The organism is Nitrospira sp. (genome assembly GCA_015709715.1).
Lineage (GTDB): Bacteria > Nitrospirota > Nitrospiria > Nitrospirales > Nitrospiraceae > Nitrospira_A.
The window spans coordinates 2141045-2167792 of record CP054184.1; the positions used below are offsets into that span (position 1 = coordinate 2141045).

Consider the following 26748-nt stretch of genomic DNA (forward strand, 5'->3'; position numbering starts at 1 on the left):
CAAGAACGACCTCGCGACCCTTCGCCGAACCGAGCACGATGGGTTAGACGTGGGCTGGAGCCTGCTGGGTAGGACGCTTTCGGAGGAGGTAGACAGCCATGATCAGGACGATAATGACCGTGACATTCAGGCCGACATCCATCAAATACTGCTGAAATAGCTCGTGCCTGGTCTCTTTGGCGACCGCCTCCAGCTGGTGCGACAATTCCGCACTAGCCGTCAGGACCCGGCGGGTACAGGCGATGATCCCGACTGCCAAGTAGGGCTCCAATTCCAAGACCTCTGTCTGTAGAAATCGGACGACCGTCCGGAACAGTTCCAGCAGAATGATGACCAATAGCAGGTCGTTCAAGAGCTTGAGACCAGCTGGAAGCAACGCGACCTGCGTGGGCCTGGCCAAAAAGACATACCAGGCGTGAAAAAAAATCAACATACCCAGGATGAGCAGACTAAACCCTGCCGCCACATACCCGAATCGATCGAGCTGGTCCATGAGTCTAATTAGAGACTGCATGGGTGTGCGGTGGGATTTCTCGAGTTCAGACGGAGGAACCGGTTGCATCACGCATGACCTGCCGGCCCCGTGGGAAGAGGGGCTTCGTCGCGCCGCCGGCCGAATCGGAGATCGTTGACAGCCTCAGCCGTGATGGTATGGCCGCAACAGTCAACCCCCTCGAGTCCGGCGCCTCCATCCAACACTATAAGCCGTAACCCGCAGGAGTTCGGGAACTGCCGTTTCTCCTCCAGCATGGCACCGGGCATGAAGGCCCCTTTCTTCCGTCCCCTGGAGGGAAGCACGTCGGGCACGACATCCTCTTCGGTCAAGATATGGCCGCAGCAGCGGACTTGCTGAAAGCCTTCTCCGCCGCCTGCAATCTTAATTACCAGCCCGCAGGAATCAGGGAAACGTTTCCGCTCGTCGAGAATATCGCCCTTTTTAATAGCCATGATGACTTTTTTCCTTCAGAAGCCAAATCGTCGGTTTGGTAGTGAAGCAGATCCTCCATCGAAAATCCAGCGGGAGCTGTCCTCCCTTGACCGATTCATCACCGATCACACATGGGCTACTGGCGAATCGTGGTCGATCGCAGGCTGATGCGCAGCGACTGCACGAGGCTTCGGGATACGACCATAGGCGTTGCGTATCGAATCAAGGAGGACCTGATGAGTACGACACCCGACGACCAACCGGGCGTCTGAAATCGTCACGGGCTTATAGGGCAGGAGGTACCGTCCCTTCAGGACCGCAATTCGGGCAAGGGATTGCTCCAGCCGCTCCTGCGTGATCCGACCGTCCTCCACTGCCCGTTCCACGGCCTGGATGGCCGTAACGACTCGTTCTTGATCTTTACAAATCAACAACACATCGCAGCCTGCCACAAACGCCCGCACGGCTGCCTCACCGATGCCATCGTGATCGATGATGGCGTGCATCTCCAAATCGTCGGTACACACCACCCCCCCGTAACGAAATTCTTCTCGCAGCAAGCCTTGGATCACGGTCGAGGACAAGGTAGCCGGGGATTCCGGGTCGAGTGACCGATACAAGACATGGGCGGTCATGAGGCTGGCCACCCCTTGTCGAATCGCTTGCAGAAACGGAGGAAACTCGATCTCTCGCAGCCGGTGGAGTCCTGCATCCACGACCGGGAGTTCCTTATGTGAATCCACGGCGGTGTCTCCATGGCCGGGAAAATGCTTGCCGCAGGCAATCACCCTGTTGTCTTGCAACCCGCCGATGGTGGCCAGCCCCATTTCTCCCACCACGCTAGGCCGCGAACCGAACGCCCGATCGCCAATCACCGGATTGTCAGGGTTGGAGTTCACGTCGAGTACCGGCGCCATGTTCATATTGATGCCCACCGCACGCAGTTCTTTGGCAATGGTGGCCGCCGCCGAATAGGCCAGCTCAGAAGAATTACAGCACCCTAGCTGCTCGGAGGGTGGGAAAATCGTAAACTCCGCCGGCAGGCGAGACACCCGCCCACCTTCCTGATCAATTGCGATCAGCAGGGGTGAGGCAGGCGAGAGTTTCTGCAAACCGTTGGTCAGATCGACGATCTGCCCGACCGACTCAAGATTCCGCTTGAACAGAATGACCCCGCCAGGGCGAACGGCTTTGAGAAAGGATGCCAGCTCCGTAGACAGGCTGGTCCCGATAAACCCCACCATGAACAGCTGACCGATCCGTTCGCGCAATGTCATGACATCCCTCTCCGGCACCGCTGAGCAACTGCTCGACCAGCGGCACTCCCGCTCAGGCAACGCATGTTCATCTGATCACGAGGCCGGCAGGGTGCGATTGATCAAGAACTGAATCAGCAAGCGGGTCCCGATCCCCGTGGGTCCCTTCGGGATATAGGCTCGCTCACGCTCGCTCCAGTCGGTGCTGGCGATATCCAGATGGATCCAGGGATAGTCGCCGACAAATTTGCTCAGGAACAGGGCCGCCGTAATCATGCCTCCCCCCCGGCCACCAATGTTCCGCATGTCCGCCACGTCACTGCGCAGCTGCTCGAAATAGTCTTCCCACAAGGGCATCTCCCACACCCGCTCACCGGCGTAAAGACCGGCTTGGCGAATATCGTCCTTGACCTGATCGTGCGTCCCGAACATCCCGATGGCAAATTGACCCAAGGCCACCACGCACGCTCCTGTGAGTGTGGCGATATCGATCAACACCGCCGGCTTGTACCGGGTGGCGTACGCCAGCGCATCGGAGAGAATCAAGCGACCCTCGGCGTCGGTATTCTGCACCTCCACTGTCTTCCCCGACAGTGTCGTGACAATGTCGCCCGGTTTCATGGCGCGGCCGCCCGGCATGTTTTCCGCTACCGGCAAGATACTGACAAGATGGACCGGCAGCTTCAGTCGCGCGGCGGCCCGCATCGTCGCCATGACTTCGGCGCCTCCGGTCATGTCGGCCTTCATGTGCTCCATGTTTTCGGCCGGCTTGAGCGAAATCCCGCCCGTATCGAAAGTAATCGTTTTGCCCACCAAGACTACGGGCTGCTCGCCCCGTTTGGCCTTCGGATTCTTATATTCGAGAATGATGAACTTCGGCGGTTCATGGCTGCCTCGCGCCACGCCGAGCAGGGCTCCCATGCCCAACCGTTCCATATCGCGTTGTTCCAGCACCTTCAGCGTCACACCTGGTTCTTTTGCCACCACCTTCGCCTCATGGACGATTCGGGTGGGCGTCATGACGTTGGAAGGATGGTTGCAGAGGTCGCGCACCAACACAGTGGCTTCCGCTGCGGCGACTCCGCGCCGAACCCCCTCGGTGACCATCGCCAGCCGAGCCTGCTGCGCGGTGTAGATCGTTACGCGTTCGACGGCGACCGACTTGGGCCCGTTATCGCTGCGATATTCCGTAAACTGATAGTTGCCGAGAATGGCTCCCTCCACCATGGCTTGCGCCACCTGAAGGGGAGAGCAATGGTTCGGCAGCACCTCGGGCATGGCGACCGCAAAGGCGCGCACTTTGGCTTGTCGCACACGTTTCACTGCGGCCCCCAAGGCTTGGCGGAACGAGTCGAGCCGCAGATCTTTTTCCTTTCCGAGGCCGACCAGTACGACACGAGTCGCTTTGGCTCTGCCCTGCCCATGAACGAGCAGGGTTTCGCCCAACTTACCGTCGAACTCCGCACTTCGAACCAATGTGGAGAGATGCCCCTCTAACTGCCGATCGACTCCGGCAGCCTCCGGCGCGAGCGCGCGCGCTCCCTCGCACTGAAGCAGGACGAGCGCCTCGAGTGTTTCCTGTTCCACGTGCCCGGTCCGACCATCAACCTTGATCGTCTTCATCAATCCTCCGCATGACGTGCATCTTAAGACTTCCCTCTCGGCCCGATCTCTCGCGCAAGCGATGGACCATCGACCTCGCCTGGTTATACCCCACGCATGTCCGGTGCCCAAATGTATTTGTGCATTTGCAGTTGGAACCGCACCCGCAGCCGATCCCCCAACACCCATTCCGCCAGGCTGCGAGGTTCGAGTTCGCCGAACACCGGACTGAACAAGACGGGACAGGTGGCGGATAGATCCCGCTGACGCACCATCTCACGCGCCCATTCGTAGTCGGCTCGATCCCTGATCACGAACTTCACCTCATCTTGAGACGAGAGCCTGTCGAGGTTAGGCCAATGCATTCGGTCACTCATTCCGCTGCCTGGGCACTTGACGTCGAGGATCACGCGGACCCGCCGATCGACTACGGCCGTGTTGATCGCCCCGCTGGTTTCCAGCAGCACCTCGAATCTCTCATCGCAGAGTCGGGCCAGCAGTAGAGGCGCATCAGCCTGACTGAGCGGCTCCCCCCCGGTGAGTTCAACGAGGTCACACCCGAAGGTCCGAGTCTGAGCCACAATGTCCTCAATGCTCATCTCACGGCCTCCATAAAAGGCATAGGCCGTATCGCACCAGGTGCAGCGCAAAGGACAGCCCGTCAAGCGGATGAACACACAGGGATGCCCCGCATGGGTCGATTCTCCCTGGATACTGTGGAAAATTTCAGTAACGCGCATACCGGACTGTCATCCGAGATGTTGTAACGTCCCGGAGCAATGGGGGACTACCTCCACCGCTGCACCGGCCAGCCATGGCGCCGCGCAATAGACGCCATGCCGCGAATCGGATTCACCACCAGTGGATGCCCGACCATTTGCAAGAGCTCGACATCCCCTGGGCTATCGCCATAGGCAAAGGACCTTGCCAAATCCAGGCGACACTCGCGCGTCAAGCGGGCAATCAGCTCGCGTTTTCCCGGACCGTATGGCAGCGGCGCGCGCACGTGCCCGGTAAACCGCTCTTGGTCCTGTTCCAGCTTGGTTGCCAAGACAGTCGAGACATCGAGCAATGCGGCCAAAGGTGCGACGAGAAAATCAAGAGACCCCGTAACCAGCACGAGATGATGCCCAGCCCGGCGATGCTCGTCCATTCGGGTCAGCCCCTGCCTCGCAAGACGCGGAAAGATTTCGCCTTTGCAGAACTCTTCCGCCAAAGATTCCACATCGCCTGCGTCCTTTCCGGCCAGATAGAGTTTTCGTTCGCGCAAGGGCTGCAGGGATAGCGGAGGCATCCGACGGAGCGCCCATCCCGCACTCTCACGAATTTCCCGCCACCCAACCAACCCGCGCTTCCAGAGAAAGCGAAAAAACCGAACTTCGCTGGCTTGCCCCGGCAAGAGCGTGTTGTCGACATCGAAGATCGCCGCAATGTCGGTCTGTTGCCCGGTGTGGGACATCTGTGGCACTGAAAGGGAAGTCATCGAGATCGGTCGGCCTCGGCGTGAAGGCGGAGCGGCGCGGGCGCATAACTCTTCAACACGCGCTGGATTTTACCGGACAACTAGTTGATTGACAAGCGTTTTGGACCACTTCTATAATGCGTTTCCTCTGGAGGCCATCGTTTGCCCCGGGCGTGAACTCGCGCACGGTCGCCGACAAGACGAAGGGTGCTCCATTTCGCAGTGATGGCCAGACCGACGGTTGCCGAAGTGGTGGAATGGCAGACACGCACGTTTGAGGGGCGTGTGGCGCAAGCCGTGCGGGTTCAAGTCCCGCCTTCGGCACCAACATAACCGTCGGGCTCCGTCAGATGTTTTCGAAACCTCCGCTCTCCAAATTCCCAATGTGCAGCTGGTCCCTGCTCCCTCGCCGGTACATGGGGCGCACTCATCCATGCGCTGCAGCCGCTGTTCTCGGGCTTGCCGGACCGTCCCGACGTGCTCCCTCTCGCTCTGTTGCCGGAAAATCCCCGCCGGCCAGGCATGAACGACGCACAAAGCCTTAGGTGCGCAAGACGCAAGAGACGAACGGACCTACGACACTAGGACCAAATTACCTCTATGAAAAATTCATCGATTCCCCCGCCGCGACATCGCTTAATGGTATGATGACGACCTTAGGTGTTTATTCACTGCATGGCGGTGCGAGAAATGACTCGTCCTCCTCTGCCGGTCGACAACTCATCGACGGGAGCGCAGCCCGCTGACGATCGCTATCGGGAAGCCGTCCATCGGTTACCGTACGCGGTATTCGTCCATTCCGAGGGCGCGATCCGCATTGCGAACGACGCCTGCGCCCAATTATTCGGCCTGCCTGCTAAAGATCGCATTGTGGGACGACGCTTGTCTGAACTTTTCTCACAGGACACTGTGCAAGCTCTGTTAGCCCAGGAGATATCACCATCAGGACCTCCGCTCTCCATCGATACATACCTTCAGCGCCGCGACGGAGTCAGCCCGATACCCATCCAACTCGTCGGCACCTCGGTCGTGCTCGGCGGCCGACCCGTCGTCCAGGTGATGATGAGTACGCTGACCGCGCAAAGGGACCCTGCCATCGCATTGCAACAGGCCAAGAGAATGGAAGCCGTCGCGACACTGGCCGGCGGCATTGCCCATGAATTGAACAATTGCCTCACCGCCATCCTCGGCTTTTCCGATTTGGCCCTCCCTTCCCTAGAACCGGAGAGCCGCGCCCACGGCCATATCCAGCAAGTCCTCCTGGCGTCGAGGCGGGCGCGTGACCTCATCACTCAGCTGTTGATGTTTGGCCGTCAGACGGACCAGGCCACACAACCTTTTTCTCTCGATATCCTCCTGAAGGAAACGCTTCGCCTCATGAGGAGAAAATGGCCCGAGCACATCCGCTTGCGTGAGTGGATCCCGGGTGCCATGACGCCTGTAATGGCCGACCCCTCCCTCATGCACCAGATCTGCCTAACGCTCTTGGAGCACCTACGCAAAACGTCGGACACGATGGGCGGGCCCCTGGAGGTGCGCTTAGACAGTCTCCACTTCGACAACCCAGGATCCGACACGGCCCCGCCCCTTGCCTCCGGCCAGTATGTGCGGCTCACGATGTCGAATGCCGTCGAAGGAGCGCCGGCTTCAGCCCCGCCCTTCACCGGTAATTGCCTCTCGACGGAGCGAGGGGAAATCGCGGACATCGAGACCATCGGTAAGGTGATTCAGGCGCAGGGAGGCGCACTTCGGGTAATCGGCTCAGCTCGCGAGGGCTACACCTTCGACCTGTATCTTCCAGCGGTGAATCGCCCCCCTTCGATTGTGGCGGACCAGTGATATACACCGCCTCTCAAGGGAGTAACGAATCCCTTGCCGAGATGAAAAGAGACCGGTAAAGTCTGTGACACAAGTGGCGGTCTCTTTCTGCATCGGAGAACCCGAACCGGCTTTCTCGAAACGCAGTAGGTGGAGCGGCAAAACATGACCATACACTCGCCTGCGAGGTCCCTATGGCATCGGTGTTGATCGTTGACGATGAAGAGGCGATACGTCGCTTGATGCGTGATGCTCTGGAACAGGCGGGCTATCAGGTACAGGAAGCGGCAGACGGCAAACAAGGACTCGCCTGTTATCGACAATCTCCGGCCGACTTGGTGATCATGGACATCCTCATGCCTGATCAAGACGGTTTGGAAAGCATCCTGACGCTCCGCAGAGAATTTCCCAATGCCAGGATCATGGCCATTACCGGTGGCAGCGACATGATCGGCATCCTCAACTTCCTGGATGTAGCCCGCATGTTGGGCGCCCGCCGCACCCTGCAGAAACCCTTCGACATGAAACAGCTCTTGGAGGCCGTGCGGACTGAAATCACCGGCTGAGTCGGCGTAGGCCTCGGATTAGATCCTGGACATCCGCCGGCACCACATTGACTTCCGACCGATTGATCCGCACACTGAGCAGGTTTTCTTCAAAATGGTAGGGCGATCATGCTGTGGTCCACGATCCCGTTCCACGCCGGACTCGGCGGCACGGTGCTCGCAGTCGGGGCGTTCGTCATGTGGGAGGGAGCTCCGCTCGTCGGAACGCTCACCTTCGCGATGGCGGCCGTCGCATTCCTCTGGTGGCAGGGACGAAGCGTTGCAGCAATCTGGGCTTGGACCGCCTTAGGGTTGGGCATAGAAAGCATGGCGTGGCCCATTGCCACCATGGTGCAAATTCGATTGGCCGGGAACGAACCCAGTGACGAGCAAATGGAAACCATCTTGAACGCCGTCCTCTTCGGGCTGTTCACATCGGTATTTTGGGTCACCTTTGCGTTCGGCCTCTTCAAGCGCATCCGTGAGGCCGACAGTCCGCCCGCTCCCATTTCGGCGAGAGCGTCCGCACCAATCCGAGAGAAGACAAAGCGGTCTCGCAGCTGAACTCGCCTACACCATCGTCACGGGATCGACATCGATACCGAACCGCAGTCCGCCTCGCCTTGATTCTCGCTCCAGTCGCTCCAAGGTCCGCAGGATCTTCTCCGTTCCCGCCCCAGCCTGCCGGGATTTGACCAGAATCTGCCAGCAGTACCGGCCCCTGGTCCGGACATGCGGCGCCGGCGAAGGCCCGAGGACCGTCACGTCATCAACGGAAGCCTGAAGATCTGCTCCGACTGGTCTCGGCGCCGACTGAATCACCTCCGCGCGAAGGAGTCCGGCCCACCGTTCGGCAGCACGGATCACAGCCCACTCCAGCGTACCCGAGATATTCAACCGCACCAACTGTGTAAACGGCGGGTACTCAAGCATTTCCCGGAAACCCAGTTCTTGCTCTAGAAACCGGCTCTCGTCGCCGGAGGCGAGGGCGGCCATAACGTGGTGATCCGGGAAACGAGTTTGTACGACGACTCGGCCACCGGCATCGAGCGGTTCGGCCAAGTTGATCGCATCCACCAACCCGCGATACGTTCGTTCAGCGGCACGAAAATCCGAGACGTGCAGGCCCGCATCTGCATCAGGGATCGCGACAAACGCAGCCCGTCCCTGGAGATCCAGTCCAAACAGCATCTGCGTGCCGATCACGACGTCAAATTCTCGCGCGGCCAGAGCGCGTCTGAATGCGAGCGCCTCGGGAGGCCGCCGGATCGTATCACCATCCGCGCGCCCCACGCGTACTTGCGGGAACAGGCGCCGGACGTCTTCTTCGATCCGCTCAGTCCCGGCCCCGACGGGCTCCAGCTTCAGCGATTGGCACTGTAGGCAATGATCGGGTACCGACCTGGCTCGTCCACAATAGTGACAGCGCATCTGCTGACTGTTTTTGGAGAACGTGAGGGCGATGCTGCAGGTTTCACACTGCGGCATCGCTCCACAGTCACGACAGTGCAGCACACTGGCAAAGCCCCGACGATTCATGTAGAGAACGGCCAGACCATTCCGAAGCAAGGCGGCTTCCAGCCCCTCACAGACCAGAGCCGACAACAGCCCCTGTGAACGGTCCTTCAGCAGGACATGTATGTCGACGACCTCCACCCGTGGCAGGACTGCGTCATCTCGATACAGGCAAGCAGTCATTACTCCGCGACGTGCCATTGACCAACTTTCCAGCGAGGGATGACTGGAAGACAGGACCAGTAGCGCCCCCTCATTGAGGGCACGATGCTGTGCAACCTCCCGCGCATGGTATCGCGGGACTTGCTCCTCTTTGAGTGCCTCCTCATCCTCCCCTTCGACCCAGATCAACCCCAGCCGTTCAAGTGGGGCGAAAACGGCTGAGCGAGTCCCGATCACCACATTCGTGGATGGCGCCTGCACCTCCCGCCAGACGGCCGCTTGCGCTTTGGCCGAGGTTGTACGGTGCATAAGCAACGCGGGAACTCCCGCAGACGCCAGAGCGTCCACCAAATATTTAGCGTGTTCGACATCTCCCGTCACCACCAAGACGCGCCGGCCTCGGCGGATGGTTTCCTGGGCGGCTTGAACCAGACACCAGCGCCTGCTCTCCTGGGTGGACTGCAGCAAGATAGGCATCCCTGCGGCATGCGAGAGCGCCTCCCCCACAGCCGCCGGCCAAGATTCGACCGCCTCGCGGGCAACTGACACCGGGCCCATAGCTGAATTTATAAGACCAGCCTGACCGACTTGGGTGCTTGCCTCATTACGCGGTCGAGAGGCCGGCAGAGCACCGTCGACCGCGCGGCGAAAGACGCATCCTTTCCCGATCAATCCCTGCAATGCTTTCGTGATGCTGGAATCCTTACCACGCTCCAGGGTTGTCGCTTCAAGGCCGTCGCGGCGGCAGAGCCTCTTTAGCAATTGCCATTCAGCCGCGGCGAGGCCATTACCGTGAGAGACGCATCTCAACCCCTCGTCGGTCGGCTGATACCGCACGCGGCCCTTTGTCGTCGGCACCATCGGAGGGGCAACGAGTTTGATGCATTGCCCCCAGGGAGCAGCGTACCGCTGTGCCAACCAACGGCTCAGATTCAGCTGTTGCGCGCTTAAGGTAGCCTCGGACACATCCGAGGCCAGGGCGCGAACGGCCTTGAGACTCTCCACCGGCACTCCTGAGGGAAGGTGCCCATACAGTGCGGTGACCAACCCTTGAATCTCCCGAGTCCCGAAGGGAACAATGACCGATTGACCAATGTCCACCTTCCCTCGGAGATTGTCGGGAATGAGATAGGTGAAAGGCCGATGCAGGCGGCGAGGCAAGATGACATCCGCAAAGGCAGTGGCACAGGCCGGATCGGCCGGGCGGCACAACAATTCAGGAGAATCGGGCATTGCGTCATTCTAACAACACCCAATTGAAGCAACAATGCAGGGGATGATTCGAAAGGCTGGAGGTAGGTTTGAGGGAGACAGGGGGCCAGGGGAGGAGGCAGCCTCGCTGGAGGCGGGCTATGTTCCAGCTGGACTTGGCATTGGTTCTGCTCCGGGAGAACCATTCGAGTCCGATCCATCCGCCGCTGCAGGAACGTGGTGGCTCACTTCATCCGAAGCGGCTGAGTCCCCTGGAACAACTCGATCATCTGAGCCCACCACTGCATCCACAGAACCCGAGAGGACTTCGGGCACCTTGCTGCTAACGGGCTGGCTGACAGGCTCTGCATCGGGTGAATACAACACAACTTCGATCCGTCTATTCTTGCGCCGGTCGGTTTCTGATGCATTGCTGGCGAGGGGCCTGGTCGCCCCATAACCCACGGCAGTGAGTTTTGCCGAATCCAGTCCACCCTGCTCCACCAAATACTGCACAATTCCCGCCGCCCGCGCCTTGGACAAATCCCAATTCGTAGGGAATTGTCCCTTGAGCGACGGCCCGATCTCCATGTTGTCTGAGTGCCCCTCGATTCGGACGAGCCGGTGACCAGCCAAGTCCTTGAGCTGGGTTGCCAACTGCCGGAGGACTGCCTCGCCTTCCGCTGTTACCTTCGCTTGCCCTGATTCGAATTCCAGCTTGCCGGCCAATTCGTCGAGGTCGAGCGTGGCACCGCTCCGCGGATGCCGGCTGGACTCTCCATCGGGCAATCTGAGGTCCTTAGAGGTGGGCGTCGAAGCGACAGCCGTCACAACCTGGGGCACCGCATCGTCTCCTGGCAATACCTCCACGGAGGACACCTGATTCGACCGAACCCGATCACCGACTAATACTCGAGCCCAGGCTTTGTGCAAGACCGCCGTCGCCGTACGAGCCTCTGTGGAAAGGATCTTCACGACGCCGATTTTCCTCTCCGGCAATCCGGCACCGGTCCGAAGCACTTCAAGCAGATCGCCTGCACGCACTCCATCCTCATGCCCCCTATCCAGATACACTACGTTGCCCTGAGCAACCAGCGACATGTTCTTATCGGACTGGAGATCCACCACCATTCCTTCAAGACCGCTCACCGGGGACGGCGTTTCACCTACTTCGTCAGTGGTTGGAGGAGTGAAGCGCACCACAGGATCCCCGGGCGAGAAGGGCCCATAGGACCTGACCACCTGGGCCAACACCAGCGCAGGATCGACCTGAATGATTTTCACCACTCCCAGCCGAGTGATGACATACCCCAGATACTCCTTTGTCCTGGGGTGAAAAACCTTCCGGGAACGCCTATATATGGTGTACAGGTCCCCGAGCGCTGCCTCCCCCGGGTTCTTCAACTTGAGGTATAGTGTGTCCGTCCCCGACCAACCAATCATCATCCGATTCCCGGTGATTTGATTATCCCCGGTGATGACATTGACGACACCGTCAACCGGCATATCTTGGCGTATGGATCCGGCGGCATAGGTCAGAGCGGCCTCCCCCAGACGAACGCTTTGGGCGTTTTGCGCATACAGAGGAACCGCCGTCAGGGTCGTCAGCCCGCAGGACAGCACCAGCACGCCGGCATGTAAAGGTACGGTTTTCATATTGATCACACCTAGGATAGTTGCCTGTAGCAACCTTAGCAAACAGCCACACCCTGTCAAGAAACGGCACGCCTCTCCAGGGTTTGAATCATAGGCACACGAATGGTATGGTGACAGCCATCGACATCTATGGATGCAGGTGAACCGCCATCATTCGTGACACCATCTGGAGCGGCAGCCTCATGACACGAGAACGAATCAACACCCAGCTGCCCCGACGGACAAAGGTTCGCAGCACAACGCCTCTGACCTCAGAATGGGAAGTGACGGACGGCGCACCACCTCGAGCGCTGAAAACGCCTGCCGACAAAATGGTTCATCACAGCACGAATCCATTCACTTCGCCCGAAGATATCGGCTCCAGCCTCACCGCTTCGAAAAAGCCCACTCAACAATAGTCGAACAAGGCTACTCACCTAACTGCTGGACAGTATTCAGTTTCTAGTCCTATCGGGACTGAAGGCCTAGGTCCTTTGTGCGCTTGCTATTAAAAATCGGCAAGGGCTAAGATTCCGACCTCTTAGAAGCCCTCAAACCTGTTGAGGTCAGAGGCCCATGGCCGGTTCCGAGCTCCTTTTAGAATACCTGAGCCGTTATTTCCCTATTTTGGTATTCGTGTTCGTTGCGCTCGCCTTCGGCGTGGGCACGTTGCTCATCAGCTATTTCGTACAGCCGAAATATCCGGAGCCGGAAAAGCTCTCAACCTACGAATGCGGGTCCGAGCCCTTCTCCGATGCTCGCATGCCCTTTCCGGTTCGTTATTACATCTTCGCCATGTTGTTCGTGATTTTTGACGTCGAGGTCATCTTCCTCTATCCGTGGGCCGTTGTATTCAACAAGATCGGCCTCGTCGGACTGGTCGAGATGTTGCTCTTCATCGGGCTCTTCCTCGTCGCCTATGTCTACGCCTGGCGTAAAGGAGCGTTGGAATGGGATTGATTCAGCTGGGAAGCCGGGAGAAAGACGGCAACCCCGATGTCATTACGACGACGGTTGAAAAAGCGGTGAACTGGGCCCGCAAGGGCTCATTGTGGCCGATGACCTTCGGACTGGCCTGCTGCGCGATCGAAATGATCGCCGCCGTCTCCTCCCGATACGACATGGACCGGTATGGAGCGGGGGTGTTTCGCGCGTCTCCCCGCCAGTCCGATTTGATGATCGTCGCAGGAACCGTATGCCGCCGCATGGCTCCGGTCATCCGCAAAATCTATGACCAGATGCCGGAACCCAAATACGTGATTGCGATGGGGTCCTGCGCCACTTCCGGCAACATCTACGACAGCTACAGCGTCGTGCAGGGCGTGGACCGATTCGTTCCGGTCGATATTTACGTGCCGGGTTGTCCACCGACACCCGAGGCCCTATTCGACGGCATCCTAAAATTGCAAGAGCGCATCATGCAGAAGCGTGTGTTCCTAAGCCAACCGAAGGAAGTGAGGGACGCGCTGAAGGTCTAAGGCGCAATCGCCACATGAGCTTACTCGCAACGCGCATCGAACAAACTTTTCCCGGAGTCGTGCTCAAGACCGTGGAATGGCGGGGAGACCTTGCCGTGACGGTCAAACGAGAGGCCTTGCACGACGTCGCTCATTTCTTACGACACGACCCATTGATGACGTTCGATTACATCGTGCATGTCAGTTCCGTTGACTGGCCGGATGACGAAGAACGATTCGAAGTGGTCTACGAGGTCTACTCGATTCGAGCCCGGCAACGAATCCGTTTGAAGGCGCGCGTTCCCGAATCTGATTGCATTGTCGACTCCCTCACCGACATCTGGAAGGGAGCCGACTTTATGGAGCGCGAAGTCTACGACATGATGGGAATCCGTTTTCGAAACCACCCGGACCTCCGTCGGATCTTGATGCCGGACGAGTATGACGAAGGGTATCCTTTGCGCAAAGATTTCCCGCTCCGCGGGAAAGGGTGGCGCGACACATTTGATTTTTTGGATGAAGCGGTCCGATAGCCCGACCTCACCCCACGAACAGGCGAGCGCCTATGGCACAGTTCGAAGATCAACGTACTACCATCTATAAAGTCGATCCGGACCATCCGGAAGACGCAACGTTGCCGACGCTCCGTACCGAGGAGTTGCTCCTCAACATGGGCCCCCAGCACCCTAGCACCCATGGCGTGCTGAAAGTCATCCTGGAGTTGGAGGGCGAACGCCTGGTCAAGTCGACCCCGGTCATGGGATTTCTCCATCGTGGCGTCGAGAAGCTGGCCGAGGAAGGGACGTATCATCAGTTCATCCCGCACACGGACCGGCTGGACTATGTGTGCGCGATGTACAACAACTTCGCCTACTGTCGCGCTGTCGAAAAACTCATGAACGTTACGGTGCCGGAACGGGCAGAGTATCTTCGCACGATCGTCGCCGAGGTGCAGCGCATCATCGGGCACCAGTTTTGGCTCGGCACCCAGGCGCTGGATATCGGTGCGATGACGGTGTTCTTCTATTGCTTCCGAGACCGCGAGATCTTGCTCGATTGGTTCGATGAACTGTGCGGCGCTCGTTTGACGACGAGCTGGTATCGCATCGGCGGCGTCGAACGTGACTTTACGCCGTCTCTCTTCGCAAAGCTCAAGCAATTTTTGGACTACTTTCCCCCGAAGATCGATGAATATGTGATCTTCCTGGAGAAAAATCGCATTTGGCTCGCTCGCACAAAAGGCGTCGCGGTGATTTCGGCGGAAGACGCCTTGAGTTTTGGCCTCAGCGGCCCCACACTCCGCGGGTCTGGCGTGGATTACGACCTCCGAAAATACGAACCCTATTCGGCCTATCCGAAATGCGAATTCAGCGTCCCGGTTGGAAAGAACGGCGATACGTACGACCGGTACTGGATCCGCATTCAGGAAATGTACGAGAGCGTCAAGATCATCCGCCAGTGCCTGGAGCAGATCCAGGATGGTCCGATCATGGCGGACGTACCGAGCGTGACGTTTCCCCCGAAAGAACGCGTCTTCACCAATTTGGAATCGATGATTCAGCAGTTCAAGTTGTTCTCTCAAGGGTTCAACGCCCCTCCGGGCGAGATCTACTGCGGCACGGAGGCCCACAAAGGCGAGTTGGGGTTTTATATCGTCAGCACGGGCGGAGGGAAACCTTACCGTCTCAAGATACGTGCACCGTCATTCATTCACATGGGCGCATTCGATCACATGTCTCGTGGCTACATGATCGCCGACGCGATCACGATCTTCGGTACCTACGACATCGTGATGGGAGAGTGTGACCGGTGAGGATTACGATTACGCCTGAGTTGAGGTAACGCGATGGGTCTGAAACCAGCGACAAATCCTGACGTTGAAGCCGCCACGATCGAATTGTCGATCGATGGGCGGACTGTTACGGCCAAGGACGGGGTGTCGCTCTACGACGTGATCGCCAACACCGGCAAGATCATCCCTGCCATGTGCTACCACTATACCTTTGATCCCTTCGGCTCGTGCGGCATGTGCCTGGTCATGCAGGAAGGCAAAAAGGCGCCGGTGCGATCCTGCACCGCCAAGGCGACCGCCGGCATGATTATCCGTACCGAAGGCGACGACCTCTTCGCCGCGCGGAAAAAAGCGGTCGAGAAGCATCTGTCGGTGCACCCGCTGGACTGCCCCGTTTGCGATGCAGACGGTCACTGCGAACTGCAGGACATGGCCTTCCAGCACGGCGTGACCAACCTCGCCAACGCGAAGCAAAAGTTCATTCCCGAAGACACCCGTAGCCTGGTCCTCGACTTCAACATGAACCGATGCATCGCCTGCGCCGAGTGCATCAACGTCTGTAAAGACGTGCTGATGATCGATGCCCTTCAGTTCATGAAAAAGGGTGGCTTCAACCAGGTCGTAGCCAAGGGGGACCAACCCCTGGTCTGCGAATTCTGCGGCGACTGCTTGGCCGTGTGTCCCGTCGGGGCCATTACAAACAAGTATTCGAAATATCTCTACAAACCCTGGCAGATGAAAAAGACGACGACCACCTGCAATTATTGCGGGGACGGCTGCCAGATGTATCTGGAAACGAAAGACACGGAAGTGGTCCGCGTCACCTCGCCGCTATCGTGGAAGAATAAGTGGGGCGACCGGGCAGAAACGGCCAAAGGCCACGGCGGGCTCTGTGTGCGCGGCCGATTCGGCTTCCAATACATCGACAGCGAGCAGCGGCTTCGACAGCCATTAGTCCGCAAGGGTGACCGCCTGACCGAAACGCCGTGGCTGGAAACCATGTACACCGTGGTCGATCGGCTATCCGAAATTCTCCGCAAGCATGGTCCCGAATCAATCGCCGGGCTCATCACGGCCCGCTGCACCAACGAAGAACTCTACCTCTTCCAAAAGCTGATGCGGGCCGGCTTCCGCACCAATCAGCTCGACAGCAGCGCCCGTTATGGGCACCTGAACTACGTGCACGCCGTCCGCCACGCCGTCGGGGTCGGTCGGCCGCTGAATGACTGGGAGGACCTCACGAAAGCCAAGGCCATCCTGGTGATCGGATCGAATATCACCGAAACCAATCCATTGACCTCCGTCCGCATCAAGGAGGCCATCCGGGTCTACAGCGCTCAGGTCATCGTCGCGGATTCGGCCAACACCAATATCGCGCAACTTGCCTCTCACCCTCTGTTGATCAAGCCGGATACGGAGTCGCTGCTGATCGACGGCTTGTTGAAGGCGGTCATCGAACAGGATCTTGTCGATGAAGGCAGCGCCGCGAAACATCCCGAAGCCTTTGCGGCCTTGAAGCAGGCCGCGACCAAGATCTCCATGGAACAGGTCGCGGCTCAGACCGGTATTTCTGGCGAGCAGATTCGTGAAGTGGCCACGATTTTTGCCGAAGCACCACGGGCCATCGCGCTGTGCGCAGAGGGCATCGTCCGTCGTCCGCACGGCTACCGGAACGTACTCAAACTCCTGGACCTAGCCTGGGTCACCGGAAAATTGGGGCAGCCAGGCAGTGGCGTCACCACCGTGACCGAGGAGATCAATGAACAGGGTGCGGTGGACATGGGTGTCGCGCCGGAGTTCCTCCCGGGACAAGCCCGATTCGATGATCCCGGTGCCCGCGAACGATTCGGAAAAGCCTGGGATATCACTCTCCCCACCAACGTCCACAGCGCCAACCTCCTGGAAATCTTGGCGCGGATCAGAAGCGGACAGATCAAGGCGTTGTATGTGATCGGAGAAAATCCGCTGGCGACCCTTCCCGCTTCTTTGAACGTGCGGGCCGCGCTCGAACAGTTGCAACTCCTGATTGTTCAAGATCCTTTCCTCACGGAAACCGGCCAGCTGGCGCACGTCGTGCTGCCTGCCGCCACCTATGCGGAAAAGGATGGCACCTTTACCAATTTCGAAGGCAAGGTCTTACGCATCCGCCAGGCGCTCGACCCCATCGGAGAGAGTTTGCCCGACTGGCACATCATGACGTCCTTGGCCAACGGATTGGGGTACGAATGGGCCTATGAATCCCCGCAGGACGTGCAGAACGAAATCATGCGCTTGCTGCCTGGGTATTATAATTTGGGCCAGCCCCGGCGCATCGCACCATCGCCCGATGCCTATCTGTCGAATGGATATGCAGTCGAAGTCGCCGGCCGATATGCCGCCGGCTCCCAATCAGCGGATTCAGCCAGACCGTTCACTCTGCTGATGGGACAACTCCTGTACCATTCCGGCAAGATGTCGACTCGCGCCTCAGGCCTCATCAACATCGAACCGAATCACGGCAAACTCCGTATGAACCCGGCGGACCTTGAGCAACTCGGGCTCACTGAGGCCTCGACGGTACGGGTCAGTTCCCAACAGGGCTCCGTCCAGCTGGGCGTGAAGGCGGACCCTGACGTGATGCGAGGCACTTGCTTCTTCCCAGAACATTTTAACGAGCCGCCCGTCAAGGATGTGATGGCCGTCGACGTCGATTCCACGACGGGAGTTCCGTCCTTCAAGTCAACGCGCGTGAATATTGAAAAGGTCGGCGCGTAGGAGTAAGCTCGTCCGTCTTTTTGAGGTCGTCAGAGGTGAAGGGCATGAATGTCGGAGACTTGGCCAAGAAGGTGCTGCAGGCGGCCCTGTTTTATGAAATTTGGGACGCTATGAAAGTGACCTTCAAGCACATGTTCCATAAGCCGATCACGTTCCAGTACCCGCGAGAACAGCGGACGATTCCCGACGGCCACCGCGGGGCACTGGGCCTGCTTCGCTACGACGACGGCCGCGAGCGTTGTGTGGGCTGTGACCTCTGTGAAGCCGCCTGCCCGTCCCGCTGCATCAAAGTCATCAGCAACGAAGATGCCGACCGGCCCCTGCAACGGTACGCCACGGAATTCTATATCGACATCACCAAGTGCGTGTTCTGCGGCTATTGTGTCGAAGCCTGCCCGGTGAACGCACTGGCGATGACGAAAATGTATGAATATTCGACGCACGACAAGCGCACCCTCCTATTCGACAAGAAACGCCTCTACGAGATCGGTGAACGCCATCTCGCGGACGCGAAAAAATATCTGTATACCCATAATCAAGAAAAAAATTCGGACGAGAGCCGGGAGTATCGCTACTACTTTCCCCAGTCGGTGCTCAAGCCCACACAGTCACAACCCAAACATCTAAGCTGACCGAACCGTTATGGCCTTTGTGTTTTTCGGGTATTTCGCAGTGGTAAGTATTGTCGCGGGCATCCTGACCGTGACGCTGAAGAATCCGGTCCAATGCGGCCTGGCCCTCCTCGCGCTGTTGCTGCACGTATCCGGCCTCTTTGTCATGTTGAATGCTGAGTTCTTGTGGGCCGTGCAAGTCATCGTATACGCCGGCGCCATTCTCGTGCTCTATCTATTCGTCCTGATGCTGTTGAACCTCAAAACCGACGACCGGTATTTCCACGCCAAGGCGCCGTACATGCTGGCACCGGCGGTCATCGGCCTGCTGTATCTCGTCTTCCTTCTGCTGCAGTCTCCGCTCAGCGGAGCCAAGGGTGACACTACGGCAGCGGCCATCCTGCAGGACGGGGACGCCCATGCGGTCGGCATCAAGATGTTCAGCGAATACCTCCTCCAATTCGAAATCATCGGAGTATTCCTCACAGCGGCCATCATCGGCGCCATCGTGCTGGCCAAAACTCCCAAGCCCATCGAAACGAGGCGTGACGGATGATTCCACTATCCGCATACGTCGTGGTCAGCACCGTGCTGTTCGCCACCGGCCTGCTCGGAGTGCTCATCCGCCGCAACTTCATCATTGTGTTGATGTCGGTCGAGATCATGCTGAACGCCGCCAACATTAACCTGGTCGCCTTTTCCCATTATCTGGAGTCCATGCAGGGCCAAATTGTCGCGCTGTTCATCATCGCCATCGCGGCGGGCGAAGCGGCCATCGGTCTGGCCATCATCATCGTGGTCTTCCGCGGGAAGATCTCGACCAATGTCGACGAAATGAATTTACTGAAGTGGTAACGTGTCGGACTCTATCGATCTCATCGTCAAACTGATCCCCGTGTTCCCATTGATGGCCGTTCTCGTGAACGGCCTCTTCGGACATCGTTATTCCCACGACTTGGCGCATCGCTTCGCCTGGGGCTCCGTGCTGATGTCCTTCCTCTGCGTCCTGGCGGTTTTTACCGACGTCCTGAAGACCGGGGCCGCACGGGAGGTGGTGGCCTACAAGTGGATCTTCGGCGGGGACCTGACGATCAACCTGGCTTTTTTGATTGATCCGCTGACCTGCATCATGTTGCTGGTCATCACAGGAGTGGGCTTCCTCATCCATGTCTATTCCGTGGGCTATATGCACGGGGAGTCGGGCTTCACTCGATTCTTCGTCTACATGAACCTCTTCATGGTCTCAATGTTGTTGCTGGTCATGGGCAACAACTACGTCGTCCTGTTCATCGGCTGGGAGGGCGTCGGCCTCTGTTCGTACCTGCTCATCGGCTACTACTACGACAAGGTGTCAGCCGCCAAGGCGGCCACGAAGGCCTTCGTGGTCAACCGTATCGGTGACGCGGGATTTCTCCTGGCAATCTTCCTCGTGTTCATGAATTTCCGCACGCTCGACTATACGCAGGTCATGCAGAACGCCTCACAGCTTTCTCCTGGTATGGCTACGGCCATCGCCCTTTGCCTGTTGGTCGGCGCCGTCGGAAAATCGGCCCAGCTGCCCCTCTACACCTGGTTGCCCGACGCCATGGAGGGCCCCACACCGGTCAGCGCGCTCATCCATGCCGCCACCATGGTCACGGCCGGCGTCTACATGATCGTCCGTAACCACGTCATTTTCGACATGTCCCCCGTCGCCATGACGACCGTCGCATGGATCGGAGGCCTCACCGCCCTGTTCGCCGCCACCATCGGCTTGGTCCAGACCGACATCAAGCGGGTACTGGCCTATTCCACCGTCAGTCAGCTCGGATACATGTTCCTTGGCTGCGGCATCGGGGCCTATACGGCGGCTGTCTTCCACCTCATGACGCATGCCTTTTTCAAGGCGCTCCTGTTCCTCTCGGCCGGTTCCGTGATCCATGCCCTCTCCGGCGAGCAGGACATTCGGAAAATGGGGGCCTTGAAATCGAAGATTCCTTGGACTCACACCCTGTTCCTCATCGGCACGATCGCCATTGCCGGGATCCCGCCCTTGGCAGGCTTCTGGAGCAAGGACGAAATCATGGGCCATGCCTTCGTCCACCATCACTATGTCCTCTATGGGATGGCCGCCGTCGGCGCGTTCCTGACATCCTTCTATATGTTCCGGCTGACGTACCTCACGTTTTACGGCACATCCCGCTTGGACCACCACACCGCTCACCACGTGCATGAATCTCCGATGGTGATGATCGGCCCCTTGGTCGTCCTCGGCACCCTATCCGTCATCGGCGGATTCCCCGGTGTCCCGCCTGAAAACGGATGGTTCCACCACTTCCTGCATCCGGTGGCGGGGGTGGCAGGAGAAGAACATGGGGTCGCGCCGGCCCTGCTCTTTGGATTGATGGGAACGGCTACGGCCATCGCCCTGTTGGGTTGGGGATTGGCGCATTACTTCTACAGCGGACACTCCACCGCAGCCGACGCTTTGGCCCAGAAGATGCCGGGTCTCTACACGACATTGCTGAACAAATACTATGTGGATGAGCTGTACGACGCCGTCTTCGTGGAGCCGATCAAGCGTCTGGGACAACTCTGGGATTGGTTCGACCGGACCGTCATCGACGGTGTCGTTCGCGCCGTGGACCGAGGCGCGGATCTCAGTTCCGCCGCCATTACCTGGACCGAAAAATACGTCATCTATGGCGGCCTCAATGTAATCGGGTACGCAAACCACCTGTTGGCACGATCCTGGCGCCGCCTGCAAACCGGCATGGTGCACCATTACGCGGCCATCATCGTTGCCGGACTGTTCATTCTTGTTCATGTGATTTTGTTGATTTGGACCGGCACCGGATCATCCGGGCATACCGCGCGCTGAGCTGGCGCGTTCGCTGGACACACGATGCTTGAAGAATTCAGCTTTGGATTTCCGATCCTCTCCTATCTGATTTTCCTCCCATTGGTCGGCGCCGCCGTCCTGTGGTTGATCGAAGACGAGGATTTGATCAAGGCGACGGCGTTGGGCATTTCGTTGCTCGAGATGGCCCTCGCCATTCTCGTGCTCTTACGCTTCGTGCCCGATTCCGCCGCCATGCAGTTTGCAGAACATGCGCGCTGGCTCCCGGCCATCGGCATCGGCTACCACTTGGCCGTCGACGGCATCAGTGTCCTCTTTGTGGGCCTTACGGCGTTCCTCACGGTCTTGATCGTCATCTATTCATGGGACACGATCCGCACCCAAGTCCGCCTCTATTTCATGGCCCTCTTGGCCCTGGAGACGACGACAATCGGCATTTTCGCCTCCATCGACTTGGTCTTGTTCTTCGTGTTTTGGGAATTGATGCTCATCCCCAGCTATTTTCTCATCAAGCTCTGGGGCGGCGGGGCAGACCGGCATTACGCGGCGCTCAAGTACGTGCTCTATACCCTGCTCGGCAGCGTGTTCATGCTGGTCGGCATCGCGCTTCTGGATATCAACTACCACCAGTGGGCCGTCGCCCATCACCTCGACCACGTCTATTCCTTCGACCTGCTGGAACTGTTGTCCGTGCCCATTCCGCTCTCTCAACAGATCCTGATCTTCTGGCTCATGTTCCTCGGGTTTGCATTCAAGGCGCCGGTCTTCCCCTTCCACACCTGGTTACCGGACGCCCTCATCGAAGGGCCGATCGGGATGGCCGTCATGCTCGCCGGGATGAAGTTGGGCACCTATGGGTTCCTTCGCTTCGTGTTTCCCCTGGTTCCAGACGCCTCCAAAAGCGAAGGTGTGATCTCGATCGTCATGTTCCTGGCCCTGGCCGCCATCATCTACGGCGCTATCGTGGCGCTCGTGCAGCCGGATTTCAAACGACTGCTCGCGTTCAGCAGCATCAGCCACCTGGGGTTCGTGGTGGCAGGCCTGTTCGCCCTCAATTTTCAAGGCCTCCAGGGCAGCCTCCTCACGATGATCAACCTCGGCTTCAGTACGGCCGGGCTGTTCTTCATGGCCGGCTTCCTCACGACGAGACAGCAAAGTTCGCACCTCTCCGCGTTCGGAGGATTTGCCAAACAGGTCCCGCTTCTAGCCACCTTCCTACTGCTGATCGGGATGGCCTCCATCGGTCTTCCAGGCACCAATGGGTTCGTCGGCGAATTTTTGATCCTGCTCGGCGTCTTCAAGGCCCAATGGTGGTACGGGGCGGTCGCCGTGCTCGGCGTGATCTTCGGGGCCGCCTATTTCCTGTGGTATTACGAACGGTCCATGTTGGGCCCGCTCGGCAAGCACGTCTCAGCGTCGATCAAAGACCTGCACATGCGCGAGATCACCATTGCTCTGTCGCTCTCCATCATGATCTTGTGGATCGGCCTGTTCCCGTCACCTTTTCTGCGCATGATGAACGGGTCGATTCAGGCATTGGTCGACCGGCTTGATCGGGCGAAAGTAGCCTCCGTAGACACCACCATCCGCGTGCCCACGGAGTAAGACGTATGGCTGATTACACACTCCTCATTATTCTTTTCGCTCCCTTCGCAGGGGCCCTCGCGCTGATCTTTGTCCCGAACCGACAGGTCTCAGCGGTCCGCAGTGTCGCCGCAGGGTCAGCGTTCATCGCGTTGATCACGTCGATCTACCTATTCTATGCGTACGATCCCCTCAGGGGCGGATACCAGTTCATTCAGAAAATCGAATGGTCGCGCCAGCTTGGGATCTCACTTCATCTCGGCGTCGACGGCATCGGAACACCGCTCGTCCTCGCGTCCGGCATCCTCTTGTTCGCCGGCATTTTCGTCTCCTGGCACATCAAGGATCGCCTCAAAGAGTTCTACATCTGGATTTTAATTCTCGCAGCCGCCACCATCGGCGTCTTCATGTCCCTCGATCTGTTCTTCCTCTATTTCTTCTATGAAATGTCCGTGATCCCCATGTATCTCCTGCTGGGCATGTGGGGGAGCCACACGAAGAAGTATTTGGAAATGACGGATCCCGAAGGCCTAAAGCTGCGGGATTCCGTCGGGTTCATCTTCAACTTCGGCGCGAACAGCAAAGAATATGCGGCCATGAAGTTGGTATTGTTCCTCTCGGCGTTTGCCGTCGCGGCCCTGATGGGGATCCTGCTCATCTACAAGTTCTCCGGGCTCAACACCTTCGATATTCTAGTGCTGCGCGAGAAGGCCCACTTCTCAGGCCCGTTGGCCACGCTGATCTGGATCCTGATCTTCTTCGGCTTTGCCTCCATCGCGCCGATCTGGCCGCTGCATTCCTGGTCCCCTGTCGGCCATGCCGCCGCGCCGGCCGCCACCAGCATGTTGCACGCCGGCGTGCTCATGAAGCTGGGCCATTTTTCGATCATCCGCGTCGCATTTGAGATCCTGCCCGAAACCACCCGTGAACTCATGCCGATCGCGGCTGTCCTGTGCATTTTCAGCATCATCTACGGCGGGCTCGTCGCCTATTACGCCAAAGACACCAAGTATGTCATCGGTTATTCCAGTTCCAGCCATATGGGCTACGTGTTTCTCGGAATGGCCGCACTCGACTACATCAGCTTGAGCGGAGCCGTGATTTATATGTTCGCCCACGCCATGGCCACCGGAATGCTGTTCGCCATGGCCGGCTGGGTGTACGACCAAACCCACACCCGCGATATCCCATCCTTGGGCGGCCTCTCCAATCGAATGCCGTTCATCTCCGCCGCCTTTGTCATCGGCTGCATGGCTTCGATCGGTATGCCGGGCACCGTCAACTTCATTGCCGAAGTCATGATCATCGTGGGCAGCTGGAACAAATACCCGTTCCAAGTCATCGTGGCCGTGCTGGGCATCGTGTTGACCATGGCATACCTCTTCAAGATGATGCGCGGCCTCTTCTACGGATCGATGGCCGAAAAATACAGTCATTCCCACGACGCCGTGGCGGTCATCGACCGGATGCCCCTCTTGCTGATGATCACCGTCAGCATCGGGTTCGGCATTTTTCCCGGCCATCTCTATTCAGTGGTCCGTTCCGGCGTCGATCCCCTGATCGCCCGTATCACCAAGGTCGTCCCCGTGGCGGAACAGCTCCACAACAGTCCACAGGCCGCCGCACCGATGCTACCGGCTGACGGTGAGGCGCTTGCGAAGGTGACCCCACGATGACGTTTGCTCTGACCTTCTCGGCATCGGATCTTCTCTATCTTCTGCCGGAACTATTCTTGACCCTGTGGCTCTGCGTGGTCTTGGCCGTCGACTTTTCCTTGAAACGCATTGTCCAAGAGCAGTTGGCCTACCTGTCCGTGCTCGGGCTGGCCGTCGCGCTGGGAATTCTGGCCTGGTTCGACGCCTCGGGCATCACCGGCACCCTGTTCGGCAAGATGTTCGTGTTGGATCGTCTCGCCATCTTCTTCAAGATGATGATCCTGCTCGCGACCATCCTGGTGATCCTGCTCTCGGTCGACTATGTGCATCGCTTCTCGTTCTTCCGCGGTGAATACTACGTGCTCGTCACGATGTCCGCGCTAGGGATGATGTTCATGTCCTCCGCGAACGATTTGTTATCGCTGTTCGTGACGCTCGAATTCTCCACCTTCGGCTTCTACGTCTTGGTCGCCTATCTCCGCGACGACATGGCCTCCAACGAGGCCGGTCTCAAGTTTTTCATCCTCGGCGTCTTTGCCGCCGGCCTCCTCGCTTACGGCATCAGCTTGGTGTTCGGCGAAACAGGCAAACTGGTCTTCTCCGACATGACCGGTGCCGCCCCGACCACCGGTCTGGTGATCGGCTTCCTGCTCATTTTTGCCGCCCTGGGTTTCAAGATCGGCGCCGTGCCCTTCCATTCCTGGATTCCGGATACCTACCACGGCTCGCCCACGCCCGTGACGGCCTTCCTGTCGATCGCACCCAAAGTGGCGGCCTTCGCCATCTTGCTACGGCTGTTCCTGGTCGCACTCCCGACCTTCAAACCAGCCTGGGCTCTCCTGCTCGTCGCCGCTTCGATTCTGTCGATGACGTACGGCAACATCGTCGCCATTGCACAACGCAACATCAAACGGCTGCTGGCCTATTCCGGTATCGCCCAAGTCGGCAATGTTCTGATCGGGTTGGCGGCCGGCACCAAGATGGGCACCGATTCGATCCTGTTTTACCTACTGACCTACCTCTTCGCAAACCTCGGAGCATTCGCGGTCATCATGGCCATCAGCAATGCGGTAGGGAGCGAGGAAATCGAAGACTACAGCGGGCTCAACCGACGTTCGCCGTTCTTGGCATTCGCGATGCTGATTTTCCTGCTGTCACTGGCCGGCGTTCCGCCGCTCGCCGGTTTCATCGGGAAACTCTACATCTTCGTCGCTGCGATCAAAGAGGGGCTCTACACGCTGATCACCGTCGGGCTCATCAACATCGTCATTTCGATGTACTACTACCTGATCGTCGTAAAGAAGATGTACATCAGCGAGCCACTCGATGCATCCCCCATCAAAACTACCGGGCCGCTCCGGGCCGTGGTGTACATCGGTCTGGCCGGAACCCTGGTGATCGGCATCTATCCGCAGCCGTTCATCGACTGGGTCGTTGCAGCCACGCTCATGTTTTCCAATCTTGTCGGGTCTTCCGCGGCGCTCCCTCCCTCGGGTCTTCCCTTCGGAGGGTAAGGCCCGCTCACGCGCTCTCTGCTGCGAATTGCGTCAATTCGCTCCGTACTGCACAGCCTTTTGTTACAATGCGCGTTGACTTGATTCGACGCGAAACGTTCTCGAACGTGGCCTGATGGACACCACGTTCCGTTCCTATTCCATGAGCATGGACGAACAACTACCCCAGGCTCCCGCCCTAGACGGAGACGCTGCGCCGCTCGTGTCCGATTCTGCGGAACAGGCTGCGGCCCACCCGTTACCGACGCCGGTCGCCGCCCCGCCGCGTCGAAGGTGGTCCATTGAAGGACGGGTGCTGGCAGGATTCGGACTCGTGTTTGCAGGGATTCTGGTCATTTCCGCCATTTCCTATCGCAACATGACAGTGCTGATTCGAAACGGCTTGCAAGACCAACGCAGTCACGAGTTCATCCAGATTCTGGATGCCA

23 protein-coding genes and 1 tRNA gene are annotated in these 26748 nt (G+C 58.5%); 16 read left to right on the forward strand and 8 right to left on the reverse strand.

Going from position 1 to position 26748, the window contains the following annotated elements:
* Window positions 1-43: 43 nt before the first annotated feature.
* From HRU82_10170 to HRU82_10195, 6 genes are all read right to left on the reverse strand, one after another.
* Entirely contained in the window at window positions 44-493 is a 450-nt protein-coding gene (locus HRU82_10170; GenBank protein ID QOJ35288.1) for a phosphate-starvation-inducible PsiE family protein, read from the reverse strand.
* Window positions 494-561: 68 nt separating this feature from the next.
* A complete protein-coding gene (locus HRU82_10175) occupies window positions 562-948 on the reverse strand; it encodes a hypothetical protein (GenBank protein ID QOJ35289.1) in 387 nt (128 codons plus the stop codon).
* 105 nt (window positions 949-1053) lie between these two features.
* Window positions 1054-2205 (reverse strand): beta-N-acetylhexosaminidase, encoded by a 1152-nt coding sequence (gene nagZ, locus HRU82_10180; protein QOJ35290.1) that lies wholly within the window; start codon window positions 2203-2205, stop codon window positions 1054-1056.
* A gap of 75 nt (window positions 2206-2280) precedes the next feature.
* Window positions 2281-3807 (reverse strand): leucyl aminopeptidase, encoded by a 1527-nt coding sequence (locus tag HRU82_10185; protein ID QOJ35291.1) that lies wholly within the window; start codon window positions 3805-3807, stop codon window positions 2281-2283.
* 83 nt (window positions 3808-3890) lie between these two features.
* Entirely contained in the window at window positions 3891-4526 is a 636-nt protein-coding gene (gene queE / locus HRU82_10190; GenBank protein ID QOJ35292.1) for a 7-carboxy-7-deazaguanine synthase QueE, read from the reverse strand.
* Window positions 4527-4573: 47 nt separating this feature from the next.
* The gene (locus HRU82_10195) at window positions 4574-5269 is read right to left on the reverse strand and encodes an HAD family hydrolase (GenBank protein ID QOJ35293.1); all 696 of its coding nucleotides are present in this window, start codon (window positions 5267-5269) and stop codon (window positions 4574-4576) included.
* Between the two features lie 222 nt (window positions 5270-5491).
* Between HRU82_10195 and HRU82_10200 the strand changes: the two genes are divergently transcribed.
* From HRU82_10200 to HRU82_10215, 4 genes are all read left to right on the forward strand, one after another.
* Window positions 5492-5575: transfer RNA gene (locus HRU82_10200), tRNA-Leu, on the forward strand.
* 348 nt (window positions 5576-5923) lie between these two features.
* A complete protein-coding gene (locus tag HRU82_10205) occupies window positions 5924-7087 on the forward strand; it encodes a PAS domain-containing protein (protein ID QOJ35294.1) in 1164 nt (387 codons plus the stop codon).
* 173 nt (window positions 7088-7260) lie between these two features.
* Window positions 7261-7632, forward strand: a complete 372-nt coding sequence (locus HRU82_10210; protein ID QOJ35295.1) for a response regulator — start codon at window positions 7261-7263, stop codon at window positions 7630-7632.
* Window positions 7633-7740: 108 nt separating this feature from the next.
* Complete coding sequence (locus tag HRU82_10215; GenBank protein QOJ35296.1) at window positions 7741-8175, forward strand: hypothetical protein; 435 nt, start codon at window positions 7741-7743, stop codon at window positions 8173-8175.
* A 6-nt stretch (window positions 8176-8181) separates the two neighbouring features.
* On the opposite strand, the gene priA is transcribed toward HRU82_10215, so the two are convergent.
* The gene (gene priA, locus HRU82_10220; GenBank protein QOJ35297.1) at window positions 8182-10521 is read right to left on the reverse strand and encodes a primosomal protein N'; all 2340 of its coding nucleotides are present in this window, start codon (window positions 10519-10521) and stop codon (window positions 8182-8184) included.
* A gap of 117 nt (window positions 10522-10638) precedes the next feature.
* Window positions 10639-12135, reverse strand: a complete 1497-nt coding sequence (locus tag HRU82_10225; GenBank protein ID QOJ35298.1) for an OmpA family protein — start codon at window positions 12133-12135, stop codon at window positions 10639-10641.
* A 555-nt stretch (window positions 12136-12690) separates the two neighbouring features.
* Here HRU82_10225 and HRU82_10230 point away from each other — a divergent pair.
* Genes HRU82_10230 through HRU82_10285 form a run of 12 tightly spaced genes read left to right on the forward strand, consistent with a single transcriptional unit; the run spans window position 12691 to window position 26320 of the window.
* A complete protein-coding gene (locus tag HRU82_10230) occupies window positions 12691-13074 on the forward strand; it encodes an NADH-quinone oxidoreductase subunit A (protein QOJ35299.1) in 384 nt (127 codons plus the stop codon).
* Window positions 13065-13592, forward strand: a complete 528-nt coding sequence (locus HRU82_10235) for an NADH-quinone oxidoreductase subunit B (protein ID QOJ35300.1) — start codon at window positions 13065-13067, stop codon at window positions 13590-13592. The genes HRU82_10230 and HRU82_10235 overlap by 10 nt, the downstream gene beginning before the upstream one ends.
* A gap of 14 nt (window positions 13593-13606) precedes the next feature.
* Window positions 13607-14104: an NADH-quinone oxidoreductase subunit C gene (locus tag HRU82_10240; protein QOJ35301.1), complete on the forward strand. Its 498-nt coding sequence runs from the start codon at window positions 13607-13609 to the stop codon at window positions 14102-14104.
* A 32-nt stretch (window positions 14105-14136) separates the two neighbouring features.
* Window positions 14137-15384 carry an NADH dehydrogenase (quinone) subunit D gene (nuoD, locus tag HRU82_10245; protein ID QOJ35302.1) on the forward strand — a complete coding sequence of 416 codons (1248 nt, stop codon included), beginning with the start codon at window positions 14137-14139 and terminating at the stop codon, window positions 15382-15384.
* 33 nt (window positions 15385-15417) lie between these two features.
* Window positions 15418-18117: a molybdopterin-dependent oxidoreductase gene (locus tag HRU82_10250; GenBank protein ID QOJ35303.1), complete on the forward strand. Its 2700-nt coding sequence runs from the start codon at window positions 15418-15420 to the stop codon at window positions 18115-18117.
* 44 nt (window positions 18118-18161) lie between these two features.
* Entirely contained in the window at window positions 18162-18749 is a 588-nt protein-coding gene (gene nuoI, locus HRU82_10255) for an NADH-quinone oxidoreductase subunit NuoI (protein ID QOJ35304.1), read from the forward strand.
* Window positions 18750-18759: 10 nt separating this feature from the next.
* Window positions 18760-19284 (forward strand): NADH-quinone oxidoreductase subunit J, encoded by a 525-nt coding sequence (locus HRU82_10260; GenBank protein ID QOJ35305.1) that lies wholly within the window; start codon window positions 18760-18762, stop codon window positions 19282-19284.
* Window positions 19281-19583, forward strand: coding sequence for an NADH-quinone oxidoreductase subunit NuoK (gene nuoK / locus HRU82_10265; GenBank protein QOJ35306.1), 303 nt, complete (start codon window positions 19281-19283; stop codon window positions 19581-19583). Before HRU82_10260 ends, nuoK begins: the two co-directional genes overlap by 4 nt.
* A gap of 1 nt (window position 19584) precedes the next feature.
* Window positions 19585-21588 (forward strand): NADH-quinone oxidoreductase subunit L, encoded by a 2004-nt coding sequence (nuoL, locus tag HRU82_10270; protein ID QOJ35307.1) that lies wholly within the window; start codon window positions 19585-19587, stop codon window positions 21586-21588.
* Window positions 21589-21612: 24 nt separating this feature from the next.
* Window positions 21613-23172 (forward strand): NADH-quinone oxidoreductase subunit M, encoded by a 1560-nt coding sequence (locus tag HRU82_10275; GenBank protein ID QOJ35308.1) that lies wholly within the window; start codon window positions 21613-21615, stop codon window positions 23170-23172.
* 5 nt (window positions 23173-23177) lie between these two features.
* A complete protein-coding gene (locus tag HRU82_10280; protein QOJ35309.1) occupies window positions 23178-24827 on the forward strand; it encodes an NADH-quinone oxidoreductase subunit M in 1650 nt (549 codons plus the stop codon).
* Complete coding sequence (locus HRU82_10285) at window positions 24824-26320, forward strand: NADH-quinone oxidoreductase subunit N (protein QOJ35310.1); 1497 nt, start codon at window positions 24824-24826, stop codon at window positions 26318-26320. Before HRU82_10280 ends, HRU82_10285 begins: the two co-directional genes overlap by 4 nt.
* Window positions 26321-26748 lie beyond the last annotated feature (428 nt).

Bases quoted from the DNA above. Each gene is read 5' to 3' on its own strand.
- HRU82_10205 (QOJ35294.1), top strand. From the start codon at position 5,924: ATGGCGGTGCGAGAAATGACTCGTCCTCCTCTGCCGGTCGACAACTCA.
- HRU82_10185 (QOJ35291.1), bottom strand. From the start codon at position 3,807: ATGAAGACGATCAAGGTTGATGGTCGGACCGGGCACGTGGAACAGGAA.
- HRU82_10210 (QOJ35295.1), top strand. From the start codon at position 7,261: ATGGCATCGGTGTTGATCGTTGACGATGAAGAGGCGATACGTCGCTTG.
- HRU82_10275 (QOJ35308.1), top strand. From the start codon at position 21,613: ATGCTTGAAGAATTCAGCTTTGGATTTCCGATCCTCTCCTATCTGATT.
- nuoI (QOJ35304.1), top strand. From the start codon at position 18,162: ATGAATGTCGGAGACTTGGCCAAGAAGGTGCTGCAGGCGGCCCTGTTT.
- HRU82_10225 (QOJ35298.1), bottom strand. From the start codon at position 12,135: ATGAAAACCGTACCTTTACATGCCGGCGTGCTGGTGCTGTCCTGCGGG.
- HRU82_10280 (QOJ35309.1), top strand. From the start codon at position 23,178: ATGGCTGATTACACACTCCTCATTATTCTTTTCGCTCCCTTCGCAGGG.
- HRU82_10215 (QOJ35296.1), top strand. From the start codon at position 7,741: ATGCTGTGGTCCACGATCCCGTTCCACGCCGGACTCGGCGGCACGGTG.
- HRU82_10230 (QOJ35299.1), top strand. From the start codon at position 12,691: ATGGCCGGTTCCGAGCTCCTTTTAGAATACCTGAGCCGTTATTTCCCT.
- nuoD (QOJ35302.1), top strand. From the start codon at position 14,137: ATGGCACAGTTCGAAGATCAACGTACTACCATCTATAAAGTCGATCCG.
- HRU82_10195 (QOJ35293.1), bottom strand. From the start codon at position 5,269: ATGACTTCCCTTTCAGTGCCACAGATGTCCCACACCGGGCAACAGACC.
- HRU82_10175 (QOJ35289.1), bottom strand. From the start codon at position 948: ATGGCTATTAAAAAGGGCGATATTCTCGACGAGCGGAAACGTTTCCCT.
- priA (QOJ35297.1), bottom strand. From the start codon at position 10,521: ATGCCCGATTCTCCTGAATTGTTGTGCCGCCCGGCCGATCCGGCCTGT.
- HRU82_10285 (QOJ35310.1), top strand. From the start codon at position 24,824: ATGACGTTTGCTCTGACCTTCTCGGCATCGGATCTTCTCTATCTTCTG.
- HRU82_10260 (QOJ35305.1), top strand. From the start codon at position 18,760: ATGGCCTTTGTGTTTTTCGGGTATTTCGCAGTGGTAAGTATTGTCGCG.
- HRU82_10240 (QOJ35301.1), top strand. From the start codon at position 13,607: ATGAGCTTACTCGCAACGCGCATCGAACAAACTTTTCCCGGAGTCGTG.
- HRU82_10250 (QOJ35303.1), top strand. From the start codon at position 15,418: ATGGGTCTGAAACCAGCGACAAATCCTGACGTTGAAGCCGCCACGATC.
- nagZ (QOJ35290.1), bottom strand. From the start codon at position 2,205: ATGACATTGCGCGAACGGATCGGTCAGCTGTTCATGGTGGGGTTTATC.
- nuoK (QOJ35306.1), top strand. From the start codon at position 19,281: ATGATTCCACTATCCGCATACGTCGTGGTCAGCACCGTGCTGTTCGCC.
- HRU82_10235 (QOJ35300.1), top strand. From the start codon at position 13,065: ATGGGATTGATTCAGCTGGGAAGCCGGGAGAAAGACGGCAACCCCGAT.
- queE (QOJ35292.1), bottom strand. From the start codon at position 4,526: ATGCGCGTTACTGAAATTTTCCACAGTATCCAGGGAGAATCGACCCAT.
- HRU82_10170 (QOJ35288.1), bottom strand. From the start codon at position 493: ATGGACCAGCTCGATCGATTCGGGTATGTGGCGGCAGGGTTTAGTCTG.